This window comes from Bradyrhizobium canariense, assembly GCF_019402665.1.
Classification (GTDB): domain Bacteria; phylum Pseudomonadota; class Alphaproteobacteria; order Rhizobiales; family Xanthobacteraceae; genus Bradyrhizobium; species Bradyrhizobium canariense.
In genome coordinates, this window is sequence record NZ_VSST01000048.1 from 1 (window position 1) to 23,864 (window position 23,864).

Annotated in this window: 22 protein-coding genes; 11 read left to right on the forward strand and 11 right to left on the reverse strand. The window is 61.4% G+C overall.

Annotated elements, in window-relative coordinates:
* Positions 1–27 precede the first annotated feature (27 nt).
* Positions 28–1,437: a sensor histidine kinase gene (locus FXB41_RS24980; protein WP_219683547.1), complete on the reverse strand. Its 1,410-nt coding sequence runs from the start codon at positions 1,435–1,437 to the stop codon at positions 28–30.
* Position 1,438: 1 nt separating this feature from the next.
* Entirely contained in the window at positions 1,439–2,113 is a 675-nt protein-coding gene (locus FXB41_RS24985) for a response regulator transcription factor (protein WP_007592584.1), read from the reverse strand.
* Positions 2,114–2,429: 316 nt separating this feature from the next.
* Between FXB41_RS24985 and FXB41_RS24990 the strand changes: the two genes are divergently transcribed.
* Both FXB41_RS24990 and FXB41_RS24995 read left to right on the forward strand, forming a co-directional pair.
* Positions 2,430–3,476 (forward strand): alpha/beta fold hydrolase, encoded by a 1,047-nt coding sequence (locus tag FXB41_RS24990; RefSeq protein ID WP_219683548.1) that lies wholly within the window; start codon positions 2,430–2,432, stop codon positions 3,474–3,476.
* Between the two features lie 229 nt (positions 3,477–3,705).
* Positions 3,706–4,686, forward strand: a complete 981-nt coding sequence (locus tag FXB41_RS24995) for a sensor histidine kinase (RefSeq protein ID WP_219683604.1) — start codon at positions 3,706–3,708, stop codon at positions 4,684–4,686.
* Between the two features lie 51 nt (positions 4,687–4,737).
* On the opposite strand, the gene FXB41_RS25000 is transcribed toward FXB41_RS24995, so the two are convergent.
* The 4 genes from FXB41_RS25000 to FXB41_RS25015 all read right to left on the reverse strand — a co-directional run bounded on the left by FXB41_RS25000 (position 4,738) and on the right by FXB41_RS25015 (position 8,429).
* The gene (locus FXB41_RS25000) at positions 4,738–5,091 is read right to left on the reverse strand and encodes a YunG family protein (RefSeq protein ID WP_446479883.1); all 354 of its coding nucleotides are present in this window, start codon (positions 5,089–5,091) and stop codon (positions 4,738–4,740) included.
* Between the two features lie 395 nt (positions 5,092–5,486).
* Positions 5,487–6,578, reverse strand: a complete 1,092-nt coding sequence (locus FXB41_RS25005; RefSeq protein ID WP_018459388.1) for a TRAP transporter substrate-binding protein — start codon at positions 6,576–6,578, stop codon at positions 5,487–5,489.
* 217 nt (positions 6,579–6,795) lie between these two features.
* Positions 6,796–7,938 (reverse strand): Mrp/NBP35 family ATP-binding protein, encoded by a 1,143-nt coding sequence (locus FXB41_RS25010; protein ID WP_219683549.1) that lies wholly within the window; start codon positions 7,936–7,938, stop codon positions 6,796–6,798.
* 53 nt (positions 7,939–7,991) lie between these two features.
* On the reverse strand, positions 7,992–8,429 hold the full coding sequence (locus FXB41_RS25015) for a VOC family protein (protein ID WP_007592597.1): 438 nt from the start codon (positions 8,427–8,429) through the stop codon (positions 7,992–7,994).
* 182 nt (positions 8,430–8,611) lie between these two features.
* Between FXB41_RS25015 and FXB41_RS25020 the strand changes: the two genes are divergently transcribed.
* From FXB41_RS25020 to FXB41_RS25040, 5 genes are all read left to right on the forward strand, one after another.
* Positions 8,612–9,484, forward strand: a complete 873-nt coding sequence (locus tag FXB41_RS25020; RefSeq protein WP_219683550.1) for an NAD(P)-dependent oxidoreductase — start codon at positions 8,612–8,614, stop codon at positions 9,482–9,484.
* Positions 9,485–9,506: 22 nt separating this feature from the next.
* The gene (gene nhaD / locus FXB41_RS25025) at positions 9,507–10,784 is read left to right on the forward strand and encodes a sodium:proton antiporter NhaD (protein WP_007592600.1); all 1,278 of its coding nucleotides are present in this window, start codon (positions 9,507–9,509) and stop codon (positions 10,782–10,784) included.
* 137 nt (positions 10,785–10,921) lie between these two features.
* A complete protein-coding gene (locus FXB41_RS25030; protein ID WP_219683551.1) occupies positions 10,922–12,517 on the forward strand; it encodes a sensor histidine kinase in 1,596 nt (531 codons plus the stop codon).
* 44 nt (positions 12,518–12,561) lie between these two features.
* The gene (locus FXB41_RS25035; protein WP_007592603.1) at positions 12,562–12,765 is read left to right on the forward strand and encodes a DUF1289 domain-containing protein; all 204 of its coding nucleotides are present in this window, start codon (positions 12,562–12,564) and stop codon (positions 12,763–12,765) included.
* 28 nt (positions 12,766–12,793) lie between these two features.
* Positions 12,794–13,348 (forward strand): TIGR02281 family clan AA aspartic protease, encoded by a 555-nt coding sequence (locus FXB41_RS25040; protein ID WP_219683552.1) that lies wholly within the window; start codon positions 12,794–12,796, stop codon positions 13,346–13,348.
* Between the two features lie 33 nt (positions 13,349–13,381).
* Here the strand turns inward: FXB41_RS25040 and dusA are convergent, their stop codons facing one another.
* On the reverse strand, positions 13,382–14,377 hold the full coding sequence (gene dusA / locus FXB41_RS25045; protein WP_219683553.1) for a tRNA dihydrouridine(20/20a) synthase DusA: 996 nt from the start codon (positions 14,375–14,377) through the stop codon (positions 13,382–13,384).
* A 382-nt stretch (positions 14,378–14,759) separates the two neighbouring features.
* Between dusA and FXB41_RS25050 the strand changes: the two genes are divergently transcribed.
* Both FXB41_RS25050 and FXB41_RS25055 read left to right on the forward strand, forming a co-directional pair.
* Positions 14,760–15,131 (forward strand): hypothetical protein, encoded by a 372-nt coding sequence (locus FXB41_RS25050; protein WP_219683554.1) that lies wholly within the window; start codon positions 14,760–14,762, stop codon positions 15,129–15,131.
* Positions 15,132–16,216: 1,085 nt separating this feature from the next.
* Entirely contained in the window at positions 16,217–17,008 is a 792-nt protein-coding gene (locus FXB41_RS25055; protein WP_219683555.1) for a Crp/Fnr family transcriptional regulator, read from the forward strand.
* Here the strand turns inward: FXB41_RS25055 and FXB41_RS40970 are convergent.
* Positions 16,942–17,169 carry a hypothetical protein gene (locus FXB41_RS40970; protein WP_246649153.1) on the reverse strand — a complete coding sequence of 76 codons (228 nt, stop codon included), beginning with the start codon at positions 17,167–17,169 and terminating at the stop codon, positions 16,942–16,944. The genes FXB41_RS25055 and FXB41_RS40970 overlap by 67 nt on opposite strands.
* Positions 17,170–17,288: 119 nt before the next feature.
* Positions 17,289–17,771, reverse strand: coding sequence for a phasin family protein (locus tag FXB41_RS25060; protein ID WP_219683556.1), 483 nt, complete (start codon positions 17,769–17,771; stop codon positions 17,289–17,291).
* A gap of 1,395 nt (positions 17,772–19,166) precedes the next feature.
* Between FXB41_RS25060 and FXB41_RS25065 the strand changes: the two genes are divergently transcribed.
* Positions 19,167–19,439: a hypothetical protein gene (locus FXB41_RS25065; RefSeq protein WP_219683557.1), complete on the forward strand. Its 273-nt coding sequence runs from the start codon at positions 19,167–19,169 to the stop codon at positions 19,437–19,439.
* Between the two features lie 12 nt (positions 19,440–19,451).
* Here FXB41_RS25065 and FXB41_RS25070 read toward each other — a convergent pair whose 3' ends face one another.
* A complete protein-coding gene (locus FXB41_RS25070; RefSeq protein ID WP_219683558.1) occupies positions 19,452–20,198 on the reverse strand; it encodes a response regulator transcription factor in 747 nt (248 codons plus the stop codon).
* A gap of 1,041 nt (positions 20,199–21,239) precedes the next feature.
* On the opposite strand from FXB41_RS25070, the gene FXB41_RS25075 reads away from it, so the two are divergent.
* Complete coding sequence (locus FXB41_RS25075) at positions 21,240–21,578, forward strand: H-NS histone family protein (RefSeq protein WP_219683559.1); 339 nt, start codon at positions 21,240–21,242, stop codon at positions 21,576–21,578.
* Between the two features lie 953 nt (positions 21,579–22,531).
* Here the strand turns inward: FXB41_RS25075 and FXB41_RS25080 are convergent.
* Complete coding sequence (locus tag FXB41_RS25080; RefSeq protein ID WP_376707510.1) at positions 22,532–23,101, reverse strand: transglutaminase-like cysteine peptidase; 570 nt, start codon at positions 23,099–23,101, stop codon at positions 22,532–22,534.
* Positions 23,102–23,864 lie beyond the last annotated feature (763 nt).

Sequence of the window (23,864 nt, forward strand, 5' to 3'; positions counted from 1 at the left end):
TCTCCCACAAGGGGCGAGGGTGCAGCGTCAGTGCCGCACTGCGTTCAAATCAACGTCGCCCCGCTTCTCCGCCAGCCTGAACCGCAGCGTGAACTGCGCGCCGCCGCCCGGAAGATTCTCCACCGCAACCGTTGCCGCGTGATCATCCGCCACCGCGCGCACGATCGAGAGCCCGAGGCCGGCGCCGTCGCTGCGCTGGCGGTCGGCGCGCCAGAAGCGGTGGAAGATCAATTCACGCTCGGCTTCCGCAATTCCCGGTCCGCAATCGCGCACGCGCACCGCACCGTTCTCGCTCACATCGACATCGACCGACGTATCCTTTGCCGTGAACTTGATGGCGTTTTCGGCGAGGTTGAAGATCGCGCGCTGGAGCATCATGGAGTTGCCGTGGATCAGCACCGGCGCCTCGGTGCCCCTCAGCGCGATATCCTTGTGCTGCGCGATCGCGAGCGGCGCGATCGAACCGACCACCTCGGCGCAGACTGCGCGCAAATCCGCGGTCTCGCCGGGATCAAGCACCAGCGTGTCGAGCTCGGCGATCTCCAGCAATTGCGCGACAATGCGGCTCATGCCCTCGATATCGGCATGCAGCGCCTGCCTTGCAGCGCCGTCGCCGAGCGTCTCGATCCGCGTGCGCAGGATCGCGAGCGGCGTGCGCAGTTGGTGCGCGGCGTCGGCGGTGAACTGCCGCTGCACCCGAAAGCCGTCCTCGAGGCGGTCGAGCGCCTGGTTGACGGCGGTGACGAGCGGCATGATCTCGCGCGGGATCTGCTCCGTCGGCAGGCGGATGTCGGTGCGCGCCGGGCCGATATTGCTCGCCTCCTCGGAGGCCTTCCACAGCGGCGCGACGGCGCGGCGAAAGATGATGATGTCGATGGCGAGCAGGACCAGCAGGATCGGAATCGTGATCCACCCGACCCGCCGGAAGAAGTTCGAGACAATGTCATCGATGATGACGTCGCGGTGCGCGAGGTCCTCCGCGACGCGAATGCGCATCACCTTGCCGTCGATGATGCGAGTGACGCCGGCGCCGGAAATCGTTTCGGAGAGCGGCGGAGGCGCGGCCGTGGCAGTGCCGGTCTTGCGCCGCGACGAGAACAGCAGATTCCCCTCGGCATCGCGAATGTCGTACTGGTAGCGGCCATAGGCTTCCGAATAAAGGCCCTTGAGACTGTCCGGCAGGTTGAACGTCAACAGCCCGTCGGGCTGGGCGACGATGCGCTCGGCCAACACCTCGGCCTGCGCGCGCATGGCATCGCGATGCAACTGGTCGATCTCGGAATTGAGCAGCCAGAACAGCACCAGCGGCAGGAAGATCGCGACCACCGCGACCGCCACGATGTGCAGGAACACGATGCGCCAGATTAGCGATTTGAACGTTGGCGACCTCGCATGGATTCCGGCGCGGAATCCGGCGTGAGATCCGATCCGGGCCACGCTATTTCTCCTCGGCCATAAGATAGCCGACGCCACGGATGGTGTGGATCACGACCTTGGCGCCGTGCTCGGCGAGCTGCTTGCGCAACCGCGAGACGTAGACCTCGACCGCATTGGAGGCGACTTCGCCGTCGAGACCGAAGATGTGGTCCTCGACGTTCTTCTTCGGCACCACCCTGCCCTGCCGGCGCAGCAGGATCTCAAGCACCGAGGTCTCGCGCGCGGAGATGATGCGCGGCTGGTCGTCGACGAAGATCTGACGGCTTTCGGTGTCATAGACGAGGTTGGCGAGGCGCAGCGAGCGGCCGAGCAACTGGCCCGGACGGCGCAGGATCGCCTCCAGCCGCGCCACCAGTTCCTCCATCGCGAACGGTTTGGCGAGATAGTCGTCGGCGCCGCTGCGCAGGCCGCTGACGCGGTCCTGCAAGCCGCCGCGCGCGGTCAGCACCAGCACCGGCAAAGGCTCCATCTGCCGGCGCAGCTCGCGCAGCACCGACAGGCCATCGCCGTCGGGTAGTCCGAGGTCCAGGATCATCGCGGCATAGCTGACACTGCTCACGGCTTCGCGCGCCTCGGCGGCGCTGCCGACGATGTCGCTCTCATAGCCGGCCGCCGACAGCCCGCCGGCAACGAGCCGTGACAGCTCGGCATTGTCCTCGACGATCAGAAGGCGCATCGCATTTTCCCGCGGGAAGTTCCGGTATCACCGCACGGCTCGCGCCGCATCTTCGCTGTCTTCCACCATCCGGGACATCTCGGCCAGCGAAAAAGCACTTCCCGGCGGGGCGCCGCTCCCTTCCGTCAGGTTCCTGTAAGCCAATCAGGGCACCTGCGGATGAGGTCGCGGATGGCGCGGACGTTTGCCCCCTTGGGCCCCGCCGCCGGCGCCGCATCGATCCTGCCAAGGAACGAACACCCCGGCGAACCGTTCAACTCAGCTGCAACATTTCTCATTTGATGGGGCGTCGTGCAGACCACCTAAGGTAATGCACATGCGCCTTGCACGACGAACACGTTCCAGCTCCCTTCTATCCGATTGCCTGGCCGCCATCACGCGACATCCGGGCGCCGCCGCGTTTGCTGCCGCAGGTACCTTCATCGCGGCTAGCGCAATCATAAACCGGCGGCTCGCGAACAAAGCGCAACGCGATAATCCTCCGCAGGGTCGGTTCATCGATATCGATGGCGTTCGCCTGCACTATTTGGAACGCGGCAGGGGCAAGCCGCTGGTTTTGTTTCACGGCAATGGCAGCCTGGTCCAGGATTTCGACGCGAGTGGATTGATCGATCTCGCAGCCGAAAACTACAGGGTCATCGTGTTCGATCGTCCCGGATTTGGGCATAGCTCGCGGCCGAGGCACGTCGTCTGGACCCCGGATGCCCAGGCGGACCTGTTCAAGAAGGCGCTCGATCAGCTCGGCGTCTCTCAAGCGATTGTCCTTGGCCATTCGTGGGGCGCGTCGGTTGCGGTTGCGCTGGCGACAAGACATCCTTCGGTCGTGCAGGCTCTCGTGCTGGCCTCGGGCTATTATTTCCCGACGCCCCGCTCGGACAGCGCCGCGTCAGTGCTGTCCGCCCTACCGGTGCTCGGGGACCTCATCAGCTCCACGATTTCGCCGCTAGCCGGTCGGATGATGTGGCCCGCGACGTTGCGCAAGTTGTTTGGGCCCCGGCCGGTCCCGGCCAAGTTCGCGGGCTTTCCGAAAGAAATGGCGCTGCGTCCATCACAGATGCGGGCCGCAGCGGCCGAAGCGACGATGTTGGTCCCCGCCGCATTCTCAGGCGCGAAGGCTTACGCTGAACTCAAGATGCCGACGATCATTATCGCGGGTCAGGGCGACCGTATGATCGATATCAAGCAGTCGGTCAGGCTGCATGGCGAGATCAAGCAGAGCAAATTGCGCCGGATCGACGGAGCGGGTCACATGATTCATCATTCCGCAACCGCGGACGTGATGGCGGCGATCGACGAAGCTGCTGCCGAGGCCGTGTTGATTCATGGAAGGGAAGACTCAGGCGTTTCGCGAAGCAACGCGTAATCGCTCACCAACAACGCCGCTGATGGCCGCCGGCGAACCTCATGGGTCGTTCGCGGAGGATCGCTTCTGAGCCAACTCGGGCGCGGGACCAGGCTTCAACCCGCCCTTTCGATAGAACCGAGACCTTTTCGCCCGGGTATGGTATCTGTCGATCACCGGTCGGCAGGGGGGGGCCGATTTGGCCGGAAATGCAGGAAAGCAAAGCGCAATGTGTGCTAGCCAGGTGACGATGCCGTTGTGGCACGAAAGGCACCTCCGGGCTGCCACTCGCGCGGCCGGTGTCGCTCTATGGTCGTGGAACGTTGATACCGACGCCATCACCATGGATGAACCCGCGTACGACCTTTGGGAGGTGCCCAAGGGCGAGCAGAAAATTACGTTCGAGATACTGTCCAAAAACATCCACCCCGCCGATCTCGAGAGGGTGAGATCGGCATTTGCCGCTACTCGCGCAGTCGTCGGCTCCTACGAAATAGATTTTCGTATTCTAACCGGAAGCGATATCCGTTGGATCTCCGCTCGGGGCCAAGGCGACGACGCCGACATCGCGGATCGAACCATGTTCGGTATTTTCCTGGATGTAACCCAACGCAAGCAAGCTGAGGAAGCCAACGAGCTGCTGGCGGGCGAGATGAGTCACCGGCTGAAAAACCTTCTCACCATCGCAACGGCGCTGACTCAAATGAGCTCACGCTCGGCAACATCAAAAGAAGATATGGCCCATGAGCTGACCAGCCGCCTGATCGCTCTTGGACGTGCTCAGGACCTTGTTCGCCCGGTACCAGGACGAAATCGAGAGGGGACGCTTCTTGGAGACCTCATCTCTGTTCTGCTTGCTCCGTACGATGAAACGGGAGCCAGCGTTCGTATTCGCGTCTCGGTCCCCAAGATGAACGTGGGAGAGACTTCCAGCACAGCGCTCGCCTTGGTAATGCATGAACTGGCAACCAACTCTGCGAAATACGGTGCGCTGTCGCTTTCAAGTGGTACCCTGGACGTGTCGTGCAACGCCCACGAGGACGAGGTCGTGGTCAAGTGGACGGAACGGGGCGGTCCTCCCGTTGTCGCTCCAACAAAGCTCGAAGGCTTTGGAAGCAAGTTGGTGCACCGAAGTATGGCCGCCCAGCTTGGCGGGGCTATAACTTTTGACTGGTCGGATGAGGGTGTGGTGGTCATCCTGCGCATGAGCAAAGACCGTCTTGCGAATTGATGTTCAGCTGATTTCCCGCGCACAGTCCTGTCATCCGTCTGCGATTGGCCCTTACCTTTTCTTCGTACGACGCTCCTGAAAGGCGGCTCTGAGTTCGGCCAGTTCATCGCTTGTCGCTCCCAATCCCGCATCGGCACGGCTTGCAGGTAAATCCTTGTAAGCAATCGGCTGATCAAATTGGCTCGCCGTGAAGTCATACCGCCGGCCTTTGATGCGATTGTAAAAATGGTCGCCGGCAGGCAGCGGCATCTTCAGCATGTCGCCGCCGAAGAGCTCGTGGATCAGCAGCGAGGTGACGTTGCATTGTCCTGCCGCCGGATTGCTCGCCGTCCATTGACTGGCCGTTGCCAACGACCAGGCCTTGCGCAGCGCGCTTTGAACCTCATCGGGATCGAAGCTCATCATCACCCCACGGAGCGGCACCGAGGTAGCAATTTCGGATTATGCGATAATACCTTTATGCTCCTGTTTTGCCCGACGAGTCAAATGGCCCTCGCTGAAACATTCGCTTGGTCCGCCTGGGCTCACCCCGCTTTTGCGCTTAAAATGCGAAGTTCCCATCCACCGCGCGATGCTTGGGCCTGCCTGCCAATTAGCTCCATCGCATCAAGCGCTTGGCTGCACGCGCAGCGCCTTGTCCTCTCACCCCTCGTCTACTGTGCATGGGGTTGTTTTTCAGATTTTTTGTTGGACGCCCCACCCGTACCCCGGCGACAACGCCGCTCCGCAGCCTCGTCCCAAAGAAAAAGCCCGGCCTCGCGAACGAGACCGGGCCTGTCGTCTTGCGGCTTATTCGAAGATCAACCGCGAGTGCGCGAGCGGATCATGAAGCTGTCGTAGGTGTATTCGGCAACCTGCCACCACAGATACTCGTCGGAGCGGTAGGCCTGCATGGCGTCGATCGACTTCTTGAAGTCGGGGTTCTTGGCCGAGATCTCGCCCCACAATTCGTTGGTCGCCTTGAGACAGGCTTCCAGAACTTCGTTGGTGAACGGGCGAAGCTGCGTTCCGCCGGCGACCAGACGCTTCAGGGCGCCGGGGTTCACCATGTCGTAGCGCGCGGCCATCCAGGTGTTGGTGTTGACGGTCGCGTTGGTGAGGATCGCCTGGTAGTTCTTCGGCAGCTCGTTCCACTTGTCGATGTTGGCGAAGGCGTGAACGGTCGGACCACCTTCCCAGAAACCCGGGTAGTAATAGTACTTGGCGACCTTGGCGAAGCCGAGCTTCTCGTCATCGTAGGGACCGACCCATTCGGCCGCGTCGATGGTGCCCTTCTCGAGCGACGGATAGATGTCGCCGCCGGCGAGCTGCTGCGGCACCACGCCGACCTTCTGGAGCACCTGGCCGGCAATGCCGCCAATGCGCATCTTGAGGCCCGAGAGGTCGGCAACGGTCTTGATCTCCTTGCGGAACCAGCCGCCCATCTGGGTGCCGGTGTTGCCGCAGGGGAAGCCCACCACGTTCGTCTTCTTGAAGAACTCGTTGGCGAGTTCGTTGCCGCCGCCCTGGTACAGCCAGGAATTCTGCTGGCGTGCGTTCAGGCCGAAAGGCACCGATGCGAAGATCGCGAAGGTCGGGTCTTTGCCGACGTAATAATACGACACCGTGTGGCACATCTCGACGGTGCCCTTCTGCGTCGCATCCAGCGCCTGCAGGCCCGGGACGATTTCACCCGCCTGGAAGACCTGGATCTGAAACTTGTTGTCGGTCATCTCGGCGACGTACTTCGCCATCTGCTCGGCACCGCCATAGATGGTGTCGAGCGACTTCGGGAAGCTCGATGTCAGGCGCCACTTGATCTCGGGCGAGGACTGCGCGATCGCCGGCGAGGCCACCGCGGCGGTCGCCGCCGCGCCGGCTGCCGACACTTTCAGAAAATCACGACGCTTCATCTTCAGTCTCTCCTTGTTGGGGCGTTTCCCCTAACTTCCTCTTTGCTGCCGCTCATTCCGGCGACGCGTTCTTGGGCCGCGTCGAACCGAAGGGGCTTGACTGCCGTGGGCCTTTAACACGGAAGCCCCGCTTTCGAAACGCGACATTGGCATGACAGGGCTCTACGAAAGTCGCATGTCCCCAGGCTATTGCTTTGAAGGGATGGGCTTGATCCGCTCAGGCGGCGGCGATGACGCCCTTGAGCTGGCCCCGAACCTGTCCCGCGATGGCGCGGTAGATCGCCGCATGGGGACCGTCCGGCTCGCTGTCGACCACGGGCGTGCCGGCATCGGAGGTGGCGCGAATCGCCATGTGCAGGGGGACCTCGCCCAGGAACGGTACCCCGAGCTTCTCGGCCTCGTGACGCGCGCCGCCATGGCCGAAAATGTCGGATTTGGTGCCGCATTGCGGGCACTGGAAATAGCTCATGTTCTCGACGATACCGAGTACGGGCACGTTGACCTTCTTGAACATCGCAAGCCCCCGCCTTGCGTCGATCAGCGACAGGTCCTGCGGGGTCGAGACGATCACGGCGCCTTTCAAAGGGACGTTCTGCGCCAGCGTGAGCTGGGCATCGCCGGTCCCTGGCGGCATGTCGACGACGAGGACGTCGAGCTGCCCCCATGCGACGTCGCGCAACATCTGCGTCACCGCCGACATCACCATCGGCCCGCGCCAGATCATCGCCGTCTCTTCCTCCACCAGGAAGCCGATCGACATGATGGCCAGGCCAAAGCGCCTGAGCGGAATCATCTTGCGGTCGCCATCCAGCTCCGGCTTCTCATGCAGGCCCGTCAGCCGCGGCACCGAGGGGCCGTAGATGTCGGCATCGAGCAGCCCGACCTTGAGGCCCAGATCGCGCAGGCCCAGCGCAAGATTGAGAGCAGTGGTGGACTTGCCGACGCCGCCCTTGCCCGAGGCAACCGCGATCACGGCCGCGACGCCCGGAATCTCGGACTGCCGCGCCATCGGCGATTGGGCGCCGCCCTGCGGCGGCGGCTTGTGGGCATGGACCGGCTGCACGCCTGGCGTACCGCGGCTGGGAGTTGGCGGCGGTGGCGGCGCCGCGCCGGCCTTGCGCTCGGCGGTCAGCGCCACCATGACGGTGGTGACGCCGGGAATGGCCCGCACCGCGGCCTCGGCCTCGGCCCGGACGGATTCCCAGGCGCGCGCCTCGGCGGCATCGACATTGATCGAGAAGAACACCTTGCCGTCGGCCGCGCTGATCGCGCTCAGCACATTGGCATTGGTGAGCGCGACCCCGCGCGGCGACTTGATCCTGGCGAGGCTGTCGAGAACCTGTTGCTGCGTCACGCTCAAAGCGCATCTCCTAGAATTCAAGATGCCCCATTAGAGCGGAAACGCCCAAAAGGCTACTGCCTGCCGATATCGTCAGCCATCTCGGCGGGCGCGGCGCCCTGCTCCAGGGCCGCTTCGTAGTTCAGCTCGATCATGACCCCGTTCGGGTCATGGACGAAGATCTGCCAGAGTTCGCCGCCGGGCACCTGGCGGGAGTCGAACTTCATCCCCTTTGAGGCCAGCCGCTGTTTCATGCCGTCAAAGCCGCGGCTGGCGAAGGCGACGTGGTGGACAACGCCGGAATCCGGCTTTTGTGGCTCGGCAGTCGGAGAAATATCGACCAGGTGCACCACCGGTTTACCCTCGCTGTACATCCAGGCGCCGGGGAAGGCGAAATTCGGCCGGGGGCCTTTTTCCAGGCCCAGCACGTCCTCGTAGAAGCGGGCGGTCTCGGCCAGATTCCGGGTCCGGATGTTGAAATGATCGAGCACGCCCACGCTTACGCCGCCCATGCCTTCGCTCCATTTTTTTGAAGTCCTTAAGTCCGCCATCCTAACACAGGCAGGGGCCAAACGAAGCCGTTGCCCTCCGGCCTCAAGGGTTTATGGTGCGGCCGATCTGCCGCAATGGCGGAACCGGACGGCCCTCGCCCGGCAAGAACCGTAAAACCCAAACTACGGACAAGGTACCACAGATGGCTAAAGTCGCTTTCCTCGGTCTCGGCGTGATGGGCTTCCCCATGGCCGGACACCTCGTGAAAAAAGGGGGCCATGAGGTCACCGTCTATAACCGCACCGCGGCCAAGGCGAAGGAGTGGGCAGACAAGTTCGGCGGCAAGACCGCGGCGACCCCGAAGGCTGCAGCCGAGGGCCAGGATTTCGTGATGTGCTGCGTCGGCAACGACAACGATCTGCGCGCGGTCACGATCGGTGCCGACGGCGCGTTTGCCGGCATGAAGAAGGGTGCGACCTTCGTCGACCACACCACCGCTTCCGCCGAGGTCGCGCGTGAGCTTGATGCTGCCGCGACCAAGGCCGGCTTCAAGTTCATCGACGCACCCGTGTCCGGCGGCCAGGCCGGCGCCGAGAACGGCGTGCTGACGGTGATGTGCGGCGGCACGCAGGACGCCTATGTGGGTGCCGAGCCGATCATCACGGGCGCCTATGCGCGGATGTGCAAATTGCTGGGGCCCGCCGGCTCCGGCCAGCTGACCAAAATGGTCAACCAGATCTGCATCGCCGGCCTCGTCCAGGGCCTCTCCGAGGGTATTCACTTCGCCAAGAAGAGTGGCCTCGACGTCGCCGCCGTGATCGAAACCATCTCAAAGGGCGCCGCGCAGTCCTGGCAGATGGAGAACCGCTACAAGACCATGAACGAGGACAAGTACGATTTCGGCTTCGCGGTCGAATGGATGCGCAAGGATCTCTCGATCTCACTGGCTGAAGCCCGCCGCAACGGCGCCAACCTGCCCGTGACCGCGCTGGTCGACCAGTTCTACGCCGAGGTCGAGAAGATAGGCGGCAAGCGCTGGGATACGTCGAGCCTGCTCGCGCGCCTTAATCGCTGACACCTGACGAAGTGATCCTGCCTTGCTGATCGCACTCGCCGCAATCTTCGTCCTCGCCTATGCGGCGATCGCGCTTGAGCATCCGATCGGGGTGAACAAGAGCGCGTCTGCTCTACTCGGCGCGGGCGTGCTCTGGACAATCTACGCGCTCGCGACCGGCGACCACACGCTGGTCGGCCGTCAGCTTGACGAGTCCGTCGCCGCCACCGCGCAGATCGTGTTCTTTCTGGTTGGCGCGATGACCATCGTCGAGGTCATCGACGCCCATGACGGTTTCGAGGTCATCACCTCCCGCATCAGCACGACCAGCCAGGTCCGTCTGATATGGCTGATTGGCTTCGTGACCTTCTTCCTCAGCGCAATCCTCGACAATCTGACCACCACCATCGTCATGGTCTCGCTGATCCAGCGGTTGATCGCCAAGCGCGACGACCGCTTGCTGTTCGCCTCACTCATCGTCATCGCCGCAAATGCCGGTGGTGCATGGACCGTGATCGGCGACGTCACCACGACCATGCTGTGGATCGGCGGACAGATTTCGCCCCTAAAAATCATGGGCGGGGTGTTCCTGCCCTCGCTGCTGAACCTGCTGGTGCCGCTCGCATTCATCAGCTTTTCGCTCAAGGGCAAGACCATCGCACCGCCGCCGAAAGAGGACGGATTGCAGGGCGTCGATCCGTTCGAGCGGAACGTGATGTTCTATCTCGGACTCGGCGTGCTGATTGCGGTGCCCGCCTTCAAGACGGTCACGCACCTGCCGCCGTTCATGGGCGTCCTGCTCGGGCTTGGCATCGTGTGGTTGGTCGGCGAGATCGTTCATCGCAATAAGGATGAGCATGTCCGCGGTCCGCTCACGCTTGCGAATGCGCTGACGCGGATCGACATGGGCTCGATCGTGTTCTTCCTCGGAATCTTGCTCGCGGTTGCCTGCCTCGAACATGCCGGCCTGCTCTCCATGCTGGCCAAATGGCTGGACACCGCGATCGGCCGACAGGACATCATCGTGATCGTGCTCGGGCTGCTCAGCGCCGTCATCGACAACGTGCCGCTGGTCGCCGCGACGATGGGTATGTACGACCTCGCGCATTATCCACCCGACAGCTTCATCTGGGAATTCATCGCCTATTGCGCCGGCACCGGCGGCTCGATTCTGATCATCGGCTCGGCCGCAGGCGTCGCCGCCATGGGGCTCGAGCGCATCGAGTTCCTCTGGTACGCCCGTCGCATCGCCCTCCCGGCGCTCGCCGGCTATCTGGCGGGAGCAGTGGTGTACATCGCACAGCACGCGGCGCTGCATTGAGCGGCTCACACCGGATCCAAAATTAACGCCGGGTTAACGTAATTCTTTAGCTCCTTAAGTCACCTCTTAAGGATTTCTTGCCAGAGATAGACAATGCAGAAGGCCCGTCCCGCGCGGGCAGGAATTGTTGTTGTGCGATGAGTAAACCCGCTGAAAAGCCCGAGGTTGTGCAGCTTCCGGCCGAGCCGGTGAGCGTGCCGTCGGCGAGCCATCGCCGGGCTGCGGCACAGCGGGTGCGCGAGGCGCGCGACAAGTTAACGTCGACCAGTGGAACCCGGCCGGCTTTCGACGCCGAGATGCTGCGCCATTACGCCCAGACCCGGCTGTCGGCCTCCTATGTCGTGATGCTGCTTGTGGTCGCGACGGGCGTGCTGTTTGGGCTGTGGATGCAGCCGATCCCGGCCACGGCCTGGACCGCCGGCATGCTTTGCATCCATGCCGCGATGATCCGCAGCTGCCACCGCTTCCTGGCCGAGCCCGCCTCGCCCGCGGGAACGCGCGCATGGCAGACACGCTTCGTCGTCCTCGACCTGCTCTATGGCCTTTGCTGGATGGCGATCCTGATCCATCCCGTGCTCGACATGATCACGGAATCGCTGATGATGTTCCTGATGCTGCTGGTGATCGCAGTATCGAGCATGCTGGCCGCCAATCTGCCGATCGCCGCCCTCGCCGCCACCGCACCGGTCGCGGTCGCGATGGCGCTGAGCTTCGTGATGACCGGCTCGCTGGACAATTACATCCTGGCCGCGCTCGCCCTCGCCGCTGAAGGCTATTTCGTGCTGCTGGCCCACCGTCTGCACTTTTCGACCTTCGCCACGCTCGAGGCGCGCGCCGAGAAGGACGCGCTGATCGGCGAGCTCGAACAGGCCAAGGCGATCTCGGACGAGGCGCGCCACCGCGCCGAATCCGCCAATGTCGCCAAGTCGCGCTTTCTGGCGCAGATGAGCCACGAACTGCGGACACCGCTCAATGCGATCCTCGGCTTCTCCGAGGTGATGAAGAGCGAGATTTTCGGCGCGCATGCCGTGCCGGTCTACAAGGAGTACTCGGCCGACATCCACAATTCCGGCGTCCACCTGCTCAACCTCATCAACGAGATCCTCGATCTGTCGCGGATCGAGGCTGGCCGCTACGAGCTCAACGAGGAAGCGGTCTCGCTGGTCGGCATCGTCGCCGACTGCCATCATTTGATGAAGCTGCGCGCCTCGAGCCGTGGCATCACCATCCACGAGGTGTTCGAGCAGGCAATGCCGCGGCTCTGGGCCGACGAGCGCGCGATCCGCCAGGTCGTGCTCAACCTGCTCTCCAACTCGATCAAATTCACTCCGCAAGGCGGCGAGATCTGGCTCAAAGCGGGCTGGACGGCCTCAGGCGGACAATATCTCTCGGTGAAGGATACCGGCTCCGGAATCCCCGAGGACGAGATCCCGGTCGTGCTGGCCTCGTTCGGCCAAGGCTCCAACTCGATCAAGTCGGCCGAACAGGGCGCCGGCCTCGGCCTGCCGATCGCCAAGAATCTGGTCGACCTGCATGGCGGTACGTTCACGCTGAAATCGAAGCTGCGCATCGGCACCGAAGTGATCGTCACCTTCCCGCCCGAGCGCGTGATGAGCGCGCTGGCGCCGATGTCGGATGATTCTCCGCCGCTCCAGCCCGAGAGTTCCGCGGTCGCGGACGAGAAGCGCCGGCCCCGCCGCAAGCCGATCATGAGCGCAGGTACGGGCTCGTAACGAGATGCTTGCAGTCATGCCCGACCATCCGCCACTATGTCCGAATGAGCAAAGAAACGCCGTGCGTGGCCGTCTGCATGATCGATCCCAAGACCAGGCTGTGCTTCGGCTGCGGACGCACATTGCCGGAGATCGCGCGCTGGCACGCCATGGAGAGCGCGGAACGGCTCGCGCTCATGGCGCTGTTGCCGGCGCGCATGAATCAGGCTGGACTTGCGCCCATCGCGGGATCGCCGAAACGCAGCTGACCGGCCTGAGCGCATCGGGAGATGCGCAATGATCCGGTTCCTGCTCGTTCTCATCATGCTCGCCTGCACGGCCGGTGCCGTCGTCGCCTATGGCGATTCCGACCAGATCGCGCGCGCGAGCAGCAAGGTCTCGCATATCTTTCGCACGCAGACCGCAGCGCCCGCCCCCGCCGTGCAGATTCAGCGCGGCCAGGGCGGCGAATTCGCGCTGCGCGCCAAGATCAACGGCGTGGCCGCACCGATGGTCATCGACACCGGCGCGACCTCGGTGGTGCTGACCTGGGAAACCGCGAAAGCGATCGGGCTGCCGCTCGAGATGCTCGAATACGACGTCGATCTCGAAACCGCGGGCGGTCACACCAAGGCGGCCCGCCTCACGATCGACCGTCTCTCCGTCGGCCACCTCGTCGAGAAATCGGTGCCGGCCCTCGTCGTGCAGCGCGGACAGATGAAGACCAACCTGCTCGGCATGAGCTTCCTCGATCGCCTGGAGAGCTGGGGCGTGCGCGCCGACAAGCTGATGCTCACCGGTTATCCGGAGTTCCAGACCAGTCACCGCCGCTCGCGCCTGGCAGTCGACTAGACTTTTGCAATCCGGCTCGTCATGCGACTACGGCTAGGCCGCCGCCTCTGCCGGCGCGCGGGCACCGACACGTGCAATCGCATCGCGCAGCACCTCGAGGCCGGCGCCCGGCTTCACCCCCTGCTCGGCAAGATGGCGGCGGAAGGCGCGCGCGCCGGGCACGGCATGGAATGCGCCGACGAAATGCCTCGTCATGGAGTGCAGCCGCGTGCCGCGCGCGAGCTGTTGTTCGATGTAGGGCATCATCGCTTCGAGCGCATCCTGCATCGAGGCATGCGGCGCCTCCTCGCCGAAAATGTCGGTATCGACGGAGAGCAGCCGCCATGGCTCCTGATAGGCGGCCCGTCCGAGCATCGCGCCGTCAACGTGATCGAGATGTGCTTTGGCCTCGTCGACACCGGGGATGCCGCCGTTGATGATGACAGGCACATTGGGCATCGCGCGCTTGAGGCGATAGACGCGATCATAGTCGAGCGGCGGGATGTCGCGATTCTCCTTCGGTGACAAACCGTTGAGCCATGCTTTCCGGGCATGCACGATAAGCGCATCGCAGCCGGAGGCGACGACCGCGCGCGCAAGCTTGTCGAGCGCGACCTCCGGATCTTGGTCGTCGATACCGATGCGGCACTTCACGGTCGCGGGCACGGCCACCGCACCCTTCATCGCCTCGACACACCTCGCCACGAGATCAGGCTCTGCCATCAGGCAAGCGCCGAAACGGCCGTCCTTCACGCGGTCGGAGGGGCAGCCGACGTTGAGGTTGATCTCGTCATAACCGAACTCCTCGCCGATCCGCGCCGCCAGCGCCAGCTTGCGCGGATCCGACCCGCCAAGCTGAAGCGCGACCGGGTGCTCGACCATGTCGAACCCAAGCAGCCGCTCCCGGTCACCATGAATGATGGCACCAGTGGTCAGCATCTCCGTATAGAGCAGCGCCCGCCGCGTCAGGTGACGGTGGAACACCCGGCAATGCCGGTCGGTCCAATCCATCATGGGCGCCACGGAGAAGAGATAGTTTTGCGATTTCAAAGACTTACTTTCTTTCAACAGGCTGAAACATGAACGTGTGCACTCCAAACCAGCCGAAATTGCACACGTTTGTACCTGTTTTGACCTCTCGGTGCACACATAGTGCACACGAAAGCCGGAGTGCCCACGCGTGGCGACCTACACACAATTGACATCTGGAAACTGGCGTGTCCAATCCGGCGCAAGATCCGTTATGTGGCCGAGACGTTCCGGAGACGCAAGGATGGCGAAGAATGGGCGCTCGAAATGGAGCGCAACATTGACCGTAATGGATCGTCGAAGCCACACGTGGTCCGGAACGTTCGCACGTGTGGCGATCTGATTGACTTGCACGACGAAGACATGCGCGAGGTCGGTAAGCCCCCTCGCCGATCAAAAGCTGATGGCCTCGTTCAAGGCCGAACTCGGCAGTGTGAAGCTGCCCGCTCTCAACAGAGAGCGGCTGATCGAGTTCGGAAGAAAGCGCGCCAAGCAGGGCGCTGGCCCGGCGACACTGGCAATCGATTTGCCCTTCATCCGTACAATCATAACGCACGCCGCCGCCGTGCACGGCGTCGAGGTTTCAGCCGAGGAAGCCCGCCTCGCACGCGTCGCGTTAAGTCACCTCAATTTGATTGGAAAGAGCAAAGAGCGTGACCGACGGCCCACGCAAGACGAACTCGACGAGCTAATCGAATACTTTGAGACGAACCGCCGGCAATTCATACCGATGGGACGGATCGTCAGACTGTTCCAGACCTTGCGCATTCGGTAGATTCGGCCCTGTAAATTTGTGTCAGAAGCATACGCGACAGGCAATCATTGGACCACGTCTGACAGGTGAAAGCCTTTGCGACACGGGCCAGGCGCCCAGCTATGTGACGGGTGAAAGCCTGCGAAAACGAGGATGCGGAGTCACAACCAAGAGCGCGGCTGATCTCGTCGTTGATCTGGTTGCTTTCTCGCAAGGCCTTGGCGACGAGATTGACGCGCCAGCGCGTCGCGCGTCTCCAGCAGGCGCTGAAGCGCCGCACCCGAAAGCCGCTGACGTCACCGCTTGGGAGGCAGGATTCAAACTTTGTTGCGATATCACGGACGCTCACGATTCTTCCCGCGGGCGAAATGCCGCTTCGCCGCCTCCCGAAGATATGTTCAAGCACGTGCAGGATTTCACCCTGTGGATGGATGCCCTCCGTGAACGTCACAAGCAATTCGCCTGAAATAGGTAGCCGCACCAAGGGCCGATCTGCTCAATAGCAGCGTCGTTCGAACTGCGGCACACTCGTTCGGCAAATGGTGACTTAGTGGTGAAGCCGCTCGGCGAGCCGCTTTGTCACCGGCACCGCCGATCACATTGTCGGGAGCAACCGTCCGGCGGGATCCAAAAACGCCGTTCGAAAAACCGTTTTAGTTCGGTCTTCTCAAACCGTGGATCGGCCTAAGGCTTTGCGAGGTGCGGTGGGCGGGGCCCAAAACCGGGACCCGCTGATTAAGAGTCAGCCACGAGTTAAGAACGTTCAATGATTAGGCGGTCGCCGCCTGAGCATATTCGGCCGAAAATTGGCATCCGTCGCACAGGCATAGAGCGTCCGCTCCGATGACACTCTTTCCGGTTCCCGAGAAGGCGGACGAACGATAGGCTTGGCCGATATCAACTGCAATGCCCGCGAGCCTGCCGGTCTCCAGTTGGAGCCAATCGCAGGATCTAGCGGGATCATGCGTGGCGGTGCCGTCGCACACGCACGACTCCCAATTGGAACCATATCTCCGGTGACCGATTGGAGTGCTGTTGAGTAGTGCAGACCGGCCGGCACCAGCCGGCAGGAGACCTAGCGCCGGACCTCCGTGGGGACGAATCCCATGATGGACCACGCGACCAGAGTTGGTAATCGATTGTTAGCAGCGTTGCCGGCGGCGGATTTCGCCTTGCTTGCGCCTCACCTGCGGAAAGTCGTACTCGAGCGCGACGCCGTACTGGTCCGATCGGGAGATCGAATCGAGCACCTTCTCTTCCCCTGTGGCGGCGCGATTGCCTACATCGTGGACTTGCCGAACGGGCAGACTGCCGCCATAGCGGTGATCGGTCGTGAAGGTGCGATCGGTCTAACGTTGGCGCTTGGCACATCCCACTCATCCGTGACGGTAGTCGTCCGCGTACCAGGGCCCGTGCTGCAGATTCCGGCGGCGCAATTTTTGTCAGCTCTGGGGCGCAGCCCCGCGATCGCATCCATGGTGCAGATTGTCACGAGATCGCTGCTGACGCAGGTTCAGCACGTCGCGGCTTGCAATGCACTGCATTCCGTCGAAGCCCGGATGGCCTGCTGGCTGCTTCAAATTCACGACCGGGCGAATGGCAGCAATCTCCTCCCCTTGACCCAGGAGACTATGTCGGAGCTACTGGGCGTCCGACGCACCACGGTCACGCATGTTGTGAGGGCGTTGCGCGCGTCAAGAGCGTTGAAATCCAACCGCCGCGGTCAGCTCGAGATTGACCGGCCGCGGCTCGAAGCCGTGGCATGCGAGTGCTACAAGGTGATGAGCCGCAGGATCGATCGGATAATTTCGCGTGGCGGAGCACGACTTATTCATGCCGCGCCGGCGCGAGACGCCTGCCAGCCGCCCGGCAACCGACTATCCAGGGCAGGCTCGTAGACCCAGGCCTCTCGCGCGAACCACTCGTGTGTAGCCGCGCAGACCCGACAATAGGTGCGCGAGAAGAATACCGCGCTGCAGCGAAACCTTTCGCGATCAGTCTCGATACCCGTCGAAATAGCGTCGCCCGTTTCCGGGCATTTGATCATTACCATACCCATCTTCAATTCCTGCAATCTGTTGCGGACCCTGAGCACGCTGGCCCGCCATCGACTGGACCGAGCGTCCCCTCGTCGCGGAGACGCCTGTCCAGTCGATCCGCGCGGCCGGTAGCCTCGGTTCAGACGGTCTTGTGCAGCACTCTGTTGAAGCTGGTCTTGATGGGCTCGGTCGTCTCGATCGCAACTTTCTGCGCGAGCTCCCAAAGCTCCCGATTCTGTGCGGAGACAACTTCGAAAGCCTCGCGGCTTCGGGCGGTCGAAAGATGCACGATATCCAGCAGCGACCTGGTCTCAGCGAGCCGGGATAAAAACTCCAGGGTGGCGCTGGTATTGTCTTTGGAAATCTCGATGACCTTGGCGCCGTAGTCAACGGCCCCTCTGGCGTTCATAGAGCAGGCTTCACGGAGAATGTCGCTGATCTCCTCGGAAGTCGCTTTCATGCTCGCGATATTTTTCTTGGTCTGTGCGGCGCCCTGCTCGGCGAAGCCACGGAGGAGTTCCTGGAAATTCAAAAACGGCAAATCGAACCTTGGTTTTGCACCATTCGTGTTCTCATTCACCGGATCGACCTGCGTTTCGACTTTCACATTGGCATCATTCACGAGCTTTCATCCTTTCAAGCGAAACTAGTTAGTAGATTGAAGACTCCCCGCTCCCCGCACGTACTGCGCCAGAAAACTAGCGCCCCTGTTCTCGGCGTGACGGGAGGCTGCTGCGGATGAACCGCTTGCCCCCCGCCGAAGCCAAATATGATCGATTAAATTCGAACCATCCGTTCGCTTTCGGACTCTCGCTGAATAATTTGATGGGTTGCGACAGGCGGAGCAGGCATAAGCTTTAAATCTGCGACGTTGCAGCGGCCGCTCGGTTGCACTCTGAGCTCGCGCGCCGTCCGAGATAGCCCGACCGGCGCAGCTCGCGCTGATGGTTCTCTTCTCGATCCACTCGGTCCCTGAGACTCTCAAGTTCCGCGAGTTGGGAGGCAAGCGCTTCGAGGCGCTGGCGAAGAACAGCAGCGGGGTTGTCCACTCGAGCGCAGATTTTCATGTGAGGTCTCCTGGCAATATGTCCGCGAGAATTCCGCCAGCTTTGACGGTCGGAAAAATATGTGATCACGGAAAAACGTGACTGACATTCGGCATGCTGCGCCGCCAATAACGATGCGGTGGCGCGTTAAGAGAGCGCTCATGTGCCCAGGCGCGCGGCACGTGCCCTTTCGGGCCAGGCTGTGGAGCCTGCAATAACAGCGGGACGAGCCGTTGTTAATGCTCGGAGCGGGTTGCGCTCGAAAGTCGAGTGGCGACTCGCTCGCAGTCGGGCTTGTACCTCCGCTCCTCGTCTTCTTCATCTGCACAATCGACGCCTCCATATGCGGTCGGATTTCCAGAGTTCGCTCCCGTTGCGAAGGGCCCTTTACCACCGGCCGTTCTGCCCGATCCGGCGCCACCGCCGGCTGGCCCACCGGGACCAGATGACCCACCACGGCGCCCCCCAGATGAGCCACCACCTCCAGCGCCCCCAGAGGATCCGCCTCCAGAGGACCCAGACGCTGCAGGGGACGGACGATCATCGAAGAATGACTGGCCCCTGTCGTTGCCAAGCGTTGCTACGGTCTGTCCGCCTGAACGCGCGATGGCTGTCGAGGTTAGCGAGGTCGACAGCAGCAGCGTCATGACGGGGGGGGTCACGGCCGCGAATCTTCCGCAGGTTTTAAGAAATGCCCGCCGGTCGTCATCTTCATTGCCGTCCCGGGTCACGACGCTCTCCTGATTTAATTTTATTCGTTCATATTATATATTAAATCGACATTCAACCAGAACTTTTGTTTGAAAGATGGGAGTTGTGAAGCGCGCGTCGCCGGGCAGATCGTCACTTTTTCCACGGCCGTCGGGTTTGCCAGCCCCGGCGCCGGAGTCCAATCTAGACACTCAAACTAATATTTAATATGCATATATCTGATTTATGTTATCAAGGGCAACGCATGACGGATGATTGCCATGCCACTGCAATTTCACCGGCCCATCGAAAACATGGAGATCTGGAGCGCGAGCGGCGATGGCTTCTCGTTTGTGATCAGCCTAGAGAGCCCTACCGGTCCGGGCTTTCACGGACGTTCCGGCTACCTGGCGAGTTGGCGACCACTCTACGAGAACAATGGCGCCATCAAGATCAACGGTTCGCCCTTCCGGACATTGGCTGAGGCCGAAGGAGCCTGTCGCAACATGGCCGAGCACCTGGGCGCTGCAACCGATCCGCACCGCCCGACATGATGCGATTTCCAGCTAACGCGTACGTCCCGGAAGGACATTGCTGCGCTTGACGCCCTCGACATTTCGAACCGCCGGATCCTGCTGCAGTAGGCCCGAGGGCTCGAGGTCACGTGGGGCCGTGTGCTGCCCGTTTTGCGAAATTGCCAATGCCGCGAGAACTGTTCGATTGCTGATATCGAGCTTCTGGAAGATGTGGTGAAGATGGACTTTGATCGTACCGTCGGCAATGTTCAGGCGACGCCCAATCTCCTTGTTCGACAGCCCCTCCGATACAAGTCTCATGATCTGCAGCTCCCTGTCGGTCAGATGCGTCAGAGGCTTCTCCTCCCCGGCGCAAGGCTCCCCACCGACCTCCCAACCCGTGCTCGGCGACTGCGGTGCCAGTCCCTGGCCTTCTGCAACCTTCCTCAGGGTGGCGACCAGCATCTCGGGGTTAGCATCCTTCGTGAGGACAAAGCAGGCGCGGCCCGCGGCCAGCGTCTGCAACCTTTGATCGCCGGCCTTATCGGCGAAAAAAATCACCCGGGTACCCTGGCCAGCGATGTTTGCGAGGCCTAGGACGCCCAGTCGACTGATATTGCGCATTGCAACATCGACCAGTGCAATGTCGGGCACCAGAAGTCGGATCGCCCCCATGCAGCTTGCAGCGTCGCCGCAGGCGGCCACGATCGCAAAGTCGTGCTGCGTCGCAAGGACGCTGCTGATTCCCTGCAAGACGATCGGGTGCCGATCCGCGATGACGATTCTGATGCGGCGCATGCTTCCACTGCCTATTCCTGACACCCCCCACGCCGCAATTTATTCCCACATTCGCCCTAAAGACGCGCGGGAGGGCACAACCCATCCGTTCTGCCAAAACGCCGCACTGTCAATTTCCTCGCGGCACGCATCGGCAACGCATGATGGCCCCATCATAGTAACTCGCTTCGAGCATGCGTGCAGCACCGTAGGAATCCGGTCCTCCATAGAAAATCCGAAATAGCCAATTCATCGACGAAACAGCACCTTTCTTCAGCAACGCCAGATCGCTGCGAGCTGCCAACTCGCCGCAGATTTATGGGCCAAAAAAGCGGCGGCGTTGTCAGCGTTGGTTAACGGAAATCAAACTTATCAGCAGCCACTTATTACGAACGATATATAGGGACATTGACGATTCAAATCTAACATTCGACAAACTTTCACCAGAGCGAGGCGATCTGAAAAGCCTCAATCCAGAACACGAGGAGGAGGCTCAAAAAAGTAATACTATTCATCAACATCAATACGAGGACTGGTCCTCAAGCGCGACAGCGGCTGGTGTCCCTTCTGATCTCGGTCGTGTGTCAAGCGGGAGTCTTTCCAACCATTGATCAGACCTCTCGAACGATAACGGCTGCTTCGGCAGGAACACCGATGAAAACCTGGTCAGCAAAGTTCGGGCGACATTTTCGTTAACCGAGCAACTTCAATCTGCAGTCACGGGTCATCGCTGGTAATGAGTAGGTGGTCACATGTATTCTTCGGCTGTTTTGCGGCAAACGCATGAATCTCTGATCGTTCAATTCACCGAATTGCAGAATTTACGTAGTCGCGTGTCGATGGCCGAGCAGCGCTTGCTCGGCCCGATGCGGAGGGTCCGCAGGCGGAGACCGGCTGGGAGGCGACCGGCCGGTCGAAGGCACAGGCCCGGCTGGTAGCCCCAAGAAGTACCGCACTGCACACTAGAGTTCTGTGCGCAGGCCGATCAGGCTTGCCCGACGGGGCTTCGACCTGATAAGCCGCCCTCCTATTTCAAATCGGGAAGTAGTGGGGACGGCTTCCATGGGGAACGACGAGTGGGCATCTGCGACCACAGCCGAGCTGTGGCGGCTTTACGATGAAGTGACGACTGTTCTTAGTCGGAGAATGATTGCGGAAAAAGCCAAGCTCGAAGAGCGGCTCCGCAGGATAGAAGGAACTTCCGGGGCCCCCGACCAGGAACGTGCGCGTCGCCCCTACCCCCCAGTGCTGCCGAAGTATCAAAATCCGAAAAACCCATCCGAGACCTGGTCCGGTCGCGGCAGGCAACCCCGCTGGCTGAAGGCGCAGCTCCGAGCCGGCAAGAGGCTGGATGATTTGTTGATCAACCGTTCATCCAGCAAGCGCCGCCGCACCGGTTGAGCCCGGCGACGGCCGCGATGCCATACACACCATGGCTGTCCATAGACCGCAAAATCTAGCGGTCGCGATCTTCTTTATTGTTAGGACTGCCGTCACGGCCGCCGTTTCCGAAGCCATTGTTGCGGTGCACAACATGACCGCCCGACTTGGCTATTGCAGCTGGGGTAAGAGAGGTGGACAGCAACAGCCTCATACGGCGGTGAATTTTCCGCAGCCTTTCAAGAACTCACGACGATCTTCGCCGTCGGTGTCGAGATGGGTCATTCGGTCCTCCCGCAACATTCCGGCTCGCCTCCAAAATAGACCAAAATCATCGCGCCGCAACTGATTATACTAATTTAACCATTTAAATTTACTGATTGCCGATCACGGTGTGTCCGATTTGACGAAGCAGCAGATTGAACAACTTCCCGCGTCAGGAAAACATCAGGCCGGGCTTCACCAAAATCCACCGCACACAGCTCGCCGCCTTGAATTGGTTCGTTTTAAACTTAATTTCCGCTCTCAACCATGATTTTTAATTTTGTGGCAGCATGCTTGGAGCACATCCCGCTCCAAGCCACTGCAGCCGGAGTGGCGGATTTGGCGGATTTGCATGTCGACGTAGAACTTTCCTCGCCGAGCGGCGTCTTCGCCCGAGCGATGTGCTGCGCACTGAATACGCCAATGCGAAACCAACCTTGGCCGCACATAGTCGTCAACGACGTGCTTCCCGAGAAATTACTGGAGTGATTGCGGCCGAATGCGTCGTGCTCGAGAAAGCCAATCTGATTAGGGCGATGTGCTGCCGCTTCCGTCATTGAAACGACGCGGGCTACCCTCGGGCTGTCGCTTGATCTTCTCCGCCGGATCGTTGCAGCTTAAAGATAGGCTCACTTCGCTTGAGCAGCTCAAATGCGCTCGGGAGTAGCGCCCAGCCCGTTCTGGCCAAGCAGGGCTCCGGGCACCGGCGCTCACGTCCCTTCCCGCCCAACCGCCACCCACAGCCCATCGCGACCCGGGCTCTGCACGCGAACCCAGCGATAGGGCGTCCGCGACCATAGGATGATCTGCGGCGTGAGATTATCGAGGACGATATCGCCGCTCCTGGTACGCACGAGGAGCACCAAATGATGTTCTCCGGAACCGACGACGACTTCGCTCAATAACAGGACTCGCGCCGGCCAGCCGCGCTGAAGCAACTCGTGGCGTTTACTCACCGCGTAGTCGTTGCAATCGCCACGAGTAGGGTTGATGATCCACGCCTCGCCCGCAAGACCGAGCTCGTTGCGAGCTGGCGCTATTGCCCAGTTGACCACACGATTGATCTCCCGCAGCTCCGTCCATCGCTTCTCCGTCAGCCGGATCGGCCCGCCGCGGAAGAGGCGCCGCAGGCGACATTCGGCATCATAACGGAGGCAAAACAGCGTGTAAGTGAGGGGCGGAAGCGTCGGGCGCCCCAGCTCGATATGCCCAAGAGCCGCTTGCAGGGCCGTCGGCACGGTCGACAGTGCCGCACCCGCCCACTGAACGCCTCCGATCATGACAGCTACGGCTGCGACGACGCTTGGCCTCGAGGTTCGTTGCATTTGCCGATCCCCTTGCGAAGACGCCAAGTGAGGCCCGGATTCAACCCAGAGCGTGGCCGCCCTGCCGCGAGAACATTACCTACGGTTATAATATTCAATAGAATTTAAATCCAGTATAATACGCCAAGATAATAAATAATTAATATGCATGCCGACCGCCCGCAAAGGAGCCGCCGTAGCACTCACAATCCTGCCGAAGAAAGGATGGGAGAGAATGAAGGAGCGGGAGCTGTTGGACGGCTCGGGTGTCCCGAGGGAAAGGCCGCCCAAAAGCACGCACAGAGCGTACTTCGCGCGTCTTGAGCCGGGGCGACAATTTAACGCCCTATCCGATTTATTCGTTGATTTAATTGTTCGCCGGGGTCAAATCGTCAACCCGTACTTCCTCGATCAGGACAGTTTCATATGCCAGATGGGCTACTCGTCATCGTGGGGGCTGAAGCTTCAATACTTGTCTTCCTGGCCGCGATGACCCTGTACGCTAAGCGAATGGATGTGCTGAGCGGACGGTCGTTCGAGCGATCCGTAGTCTCGCCCACTGACAGCAGGCATCCACTACGGCCGATCCGTCGAAAACCGCGCGATCTATTGCGGTTGCTCAGGAAGTGGATCGATCTCGCCGCGCTCGCCCCACCAGATCTCCTGCGACGGCCCGACATCACCAGAACGCCGCGGTCGAGCTTTCAAACCAGACTGCAGACCCCGTCCGGCTTGTGCC

What these genes read in the sequence shown, in the direction of transcription:
- FXB41_RS24985 (WP_007592584.1), bottom strand. Translation starts at nt 2,113, where the DNA reads ATGCGCCTTCTGATCGTCGAGGACAATGCCGAGCTGTCACGGCTCGTT.
- FXB41_RS24990 (WP_219683548.1), top strand. Translation starts at nt 2,430, where the DNA reads ATGCGCCTTGCACGACGAACACGTTCCAGCTCCCTTCTATCCGATTGC.
- FXB41_RS24995 (WP_219683604.1), top strand. Translation starts at nt 3,706, where the DNA reads ATGCCGTTGTGGCACGAAAGGCACCTCCGGGCTGCCACTCGCGCGGCC.
- FXB41_RS25000 (WP_446479883.1), bottom strand. Translation starts at nt 5,091, where the DNA reads ATGATGAGCTTCGATCCCGATGAGGTTCAAAGCGCGCTGCGCAAGGCC.
- FXB41_RS25005 (WP_018459388.1), bottom strand. Translation starts at nt 6,578, where the DNA reads ATGAAGCGTCGTGATTTTCTGAAAGTGTCGGCAGCCGGCGCGGCGGCG.
- FXB41_RS25015 (WP_007592597.1), bottom strand. Translation starts at nt 8,429, where the DNA reads ATGGGCGGCGTAAGCGTGGGCGTGCTCGATCATTTCAACATCCGGACC.
- FXB41_RS25020 (WP_219683550.1), top strand. Translation starts at nt 8,612, where the DNA reads ATGGCTAAAGTCGCTTTCCTCGGTCTCGGCGTGATGGGCTTCCCCATG.
- FXB41_RS25030 (WP_219683551.1), top strand. Translation starts at nt 10,922, where the DNA reads ATGAGTAAACCCGCTGAAAAGCCCGAGGTTGTGCAGCTTCCGGCCGAG.
- FXB41_RS25035 (WP_007592603.1), top strand. Translation starts at nt 12,562, where the DNA reads ATGAGCAAAGAAACGCCGTGCGTGGCCGTCTGCATGATCGATCCCAAG.
- FXB41_RS25040 (WP_219683552.1), top strand. Translation starts at nt 12,794, where the DNA reads ATGATCCGGTTCCTGCTCGTTCTCATCATGCTCGCCTGCACGGCCGGT.
- FXB41_RS25050 (WP_219683554.1), top strand. Translation starts at nt 14,760, where the DNA reads ATGGCCTCGTTCAAGGCCGAACTCGGCAGTGTGAAGCTGCCCGCTCTC.
- FXB41_RS25055 (WP_219683555.1), top strand. Translation starts at nt 16,217, where the DNA reads ATGATGGACCACGCGACCAGAGTTGGTAATCGATTGTTAGCAGCGTTG.
- FXB41_RS40970 (WP_246649153.1), bottom strand. Translation starts at nt 17,169, where the DNA reads ATGGGTATGGTAATGATCAAATGCCCGGAAACGGGCGACGCTATTTCG.
- FXB41_RS25065 (WP_219683557.1), top strand. Translation starts at nt 19,167, where the DNA reads ATGCCACTGCAATTTCACCGGCCCATCGAAAACATGGAGATCTGGAGC.
- FXB41_RS25070 (WP_219683558.1), bottom strand. Translation starts at nt 20,198, where the DNA reads ATGCGCCGCATCAGAATCGTCATCGCGGATCGGCACCCGATCGTCTTG.
- FXB41_RS25075 (WP_219683559.1), top strand. Translation starts at nt 21,240, where the DNA reads ATGGGGAACGACGAGTGGGCATCTGCGACCACAGCCGAGCTGTGGCGG.
- FXB41_RS25080 (WP_376707510.1), bottom strand. Translation starts at nt 23,101, where the DNA reads ATGATCGGAGGCGTTCAGTGGGCGGGTGCGGCACTGTCGACCGTGCCG.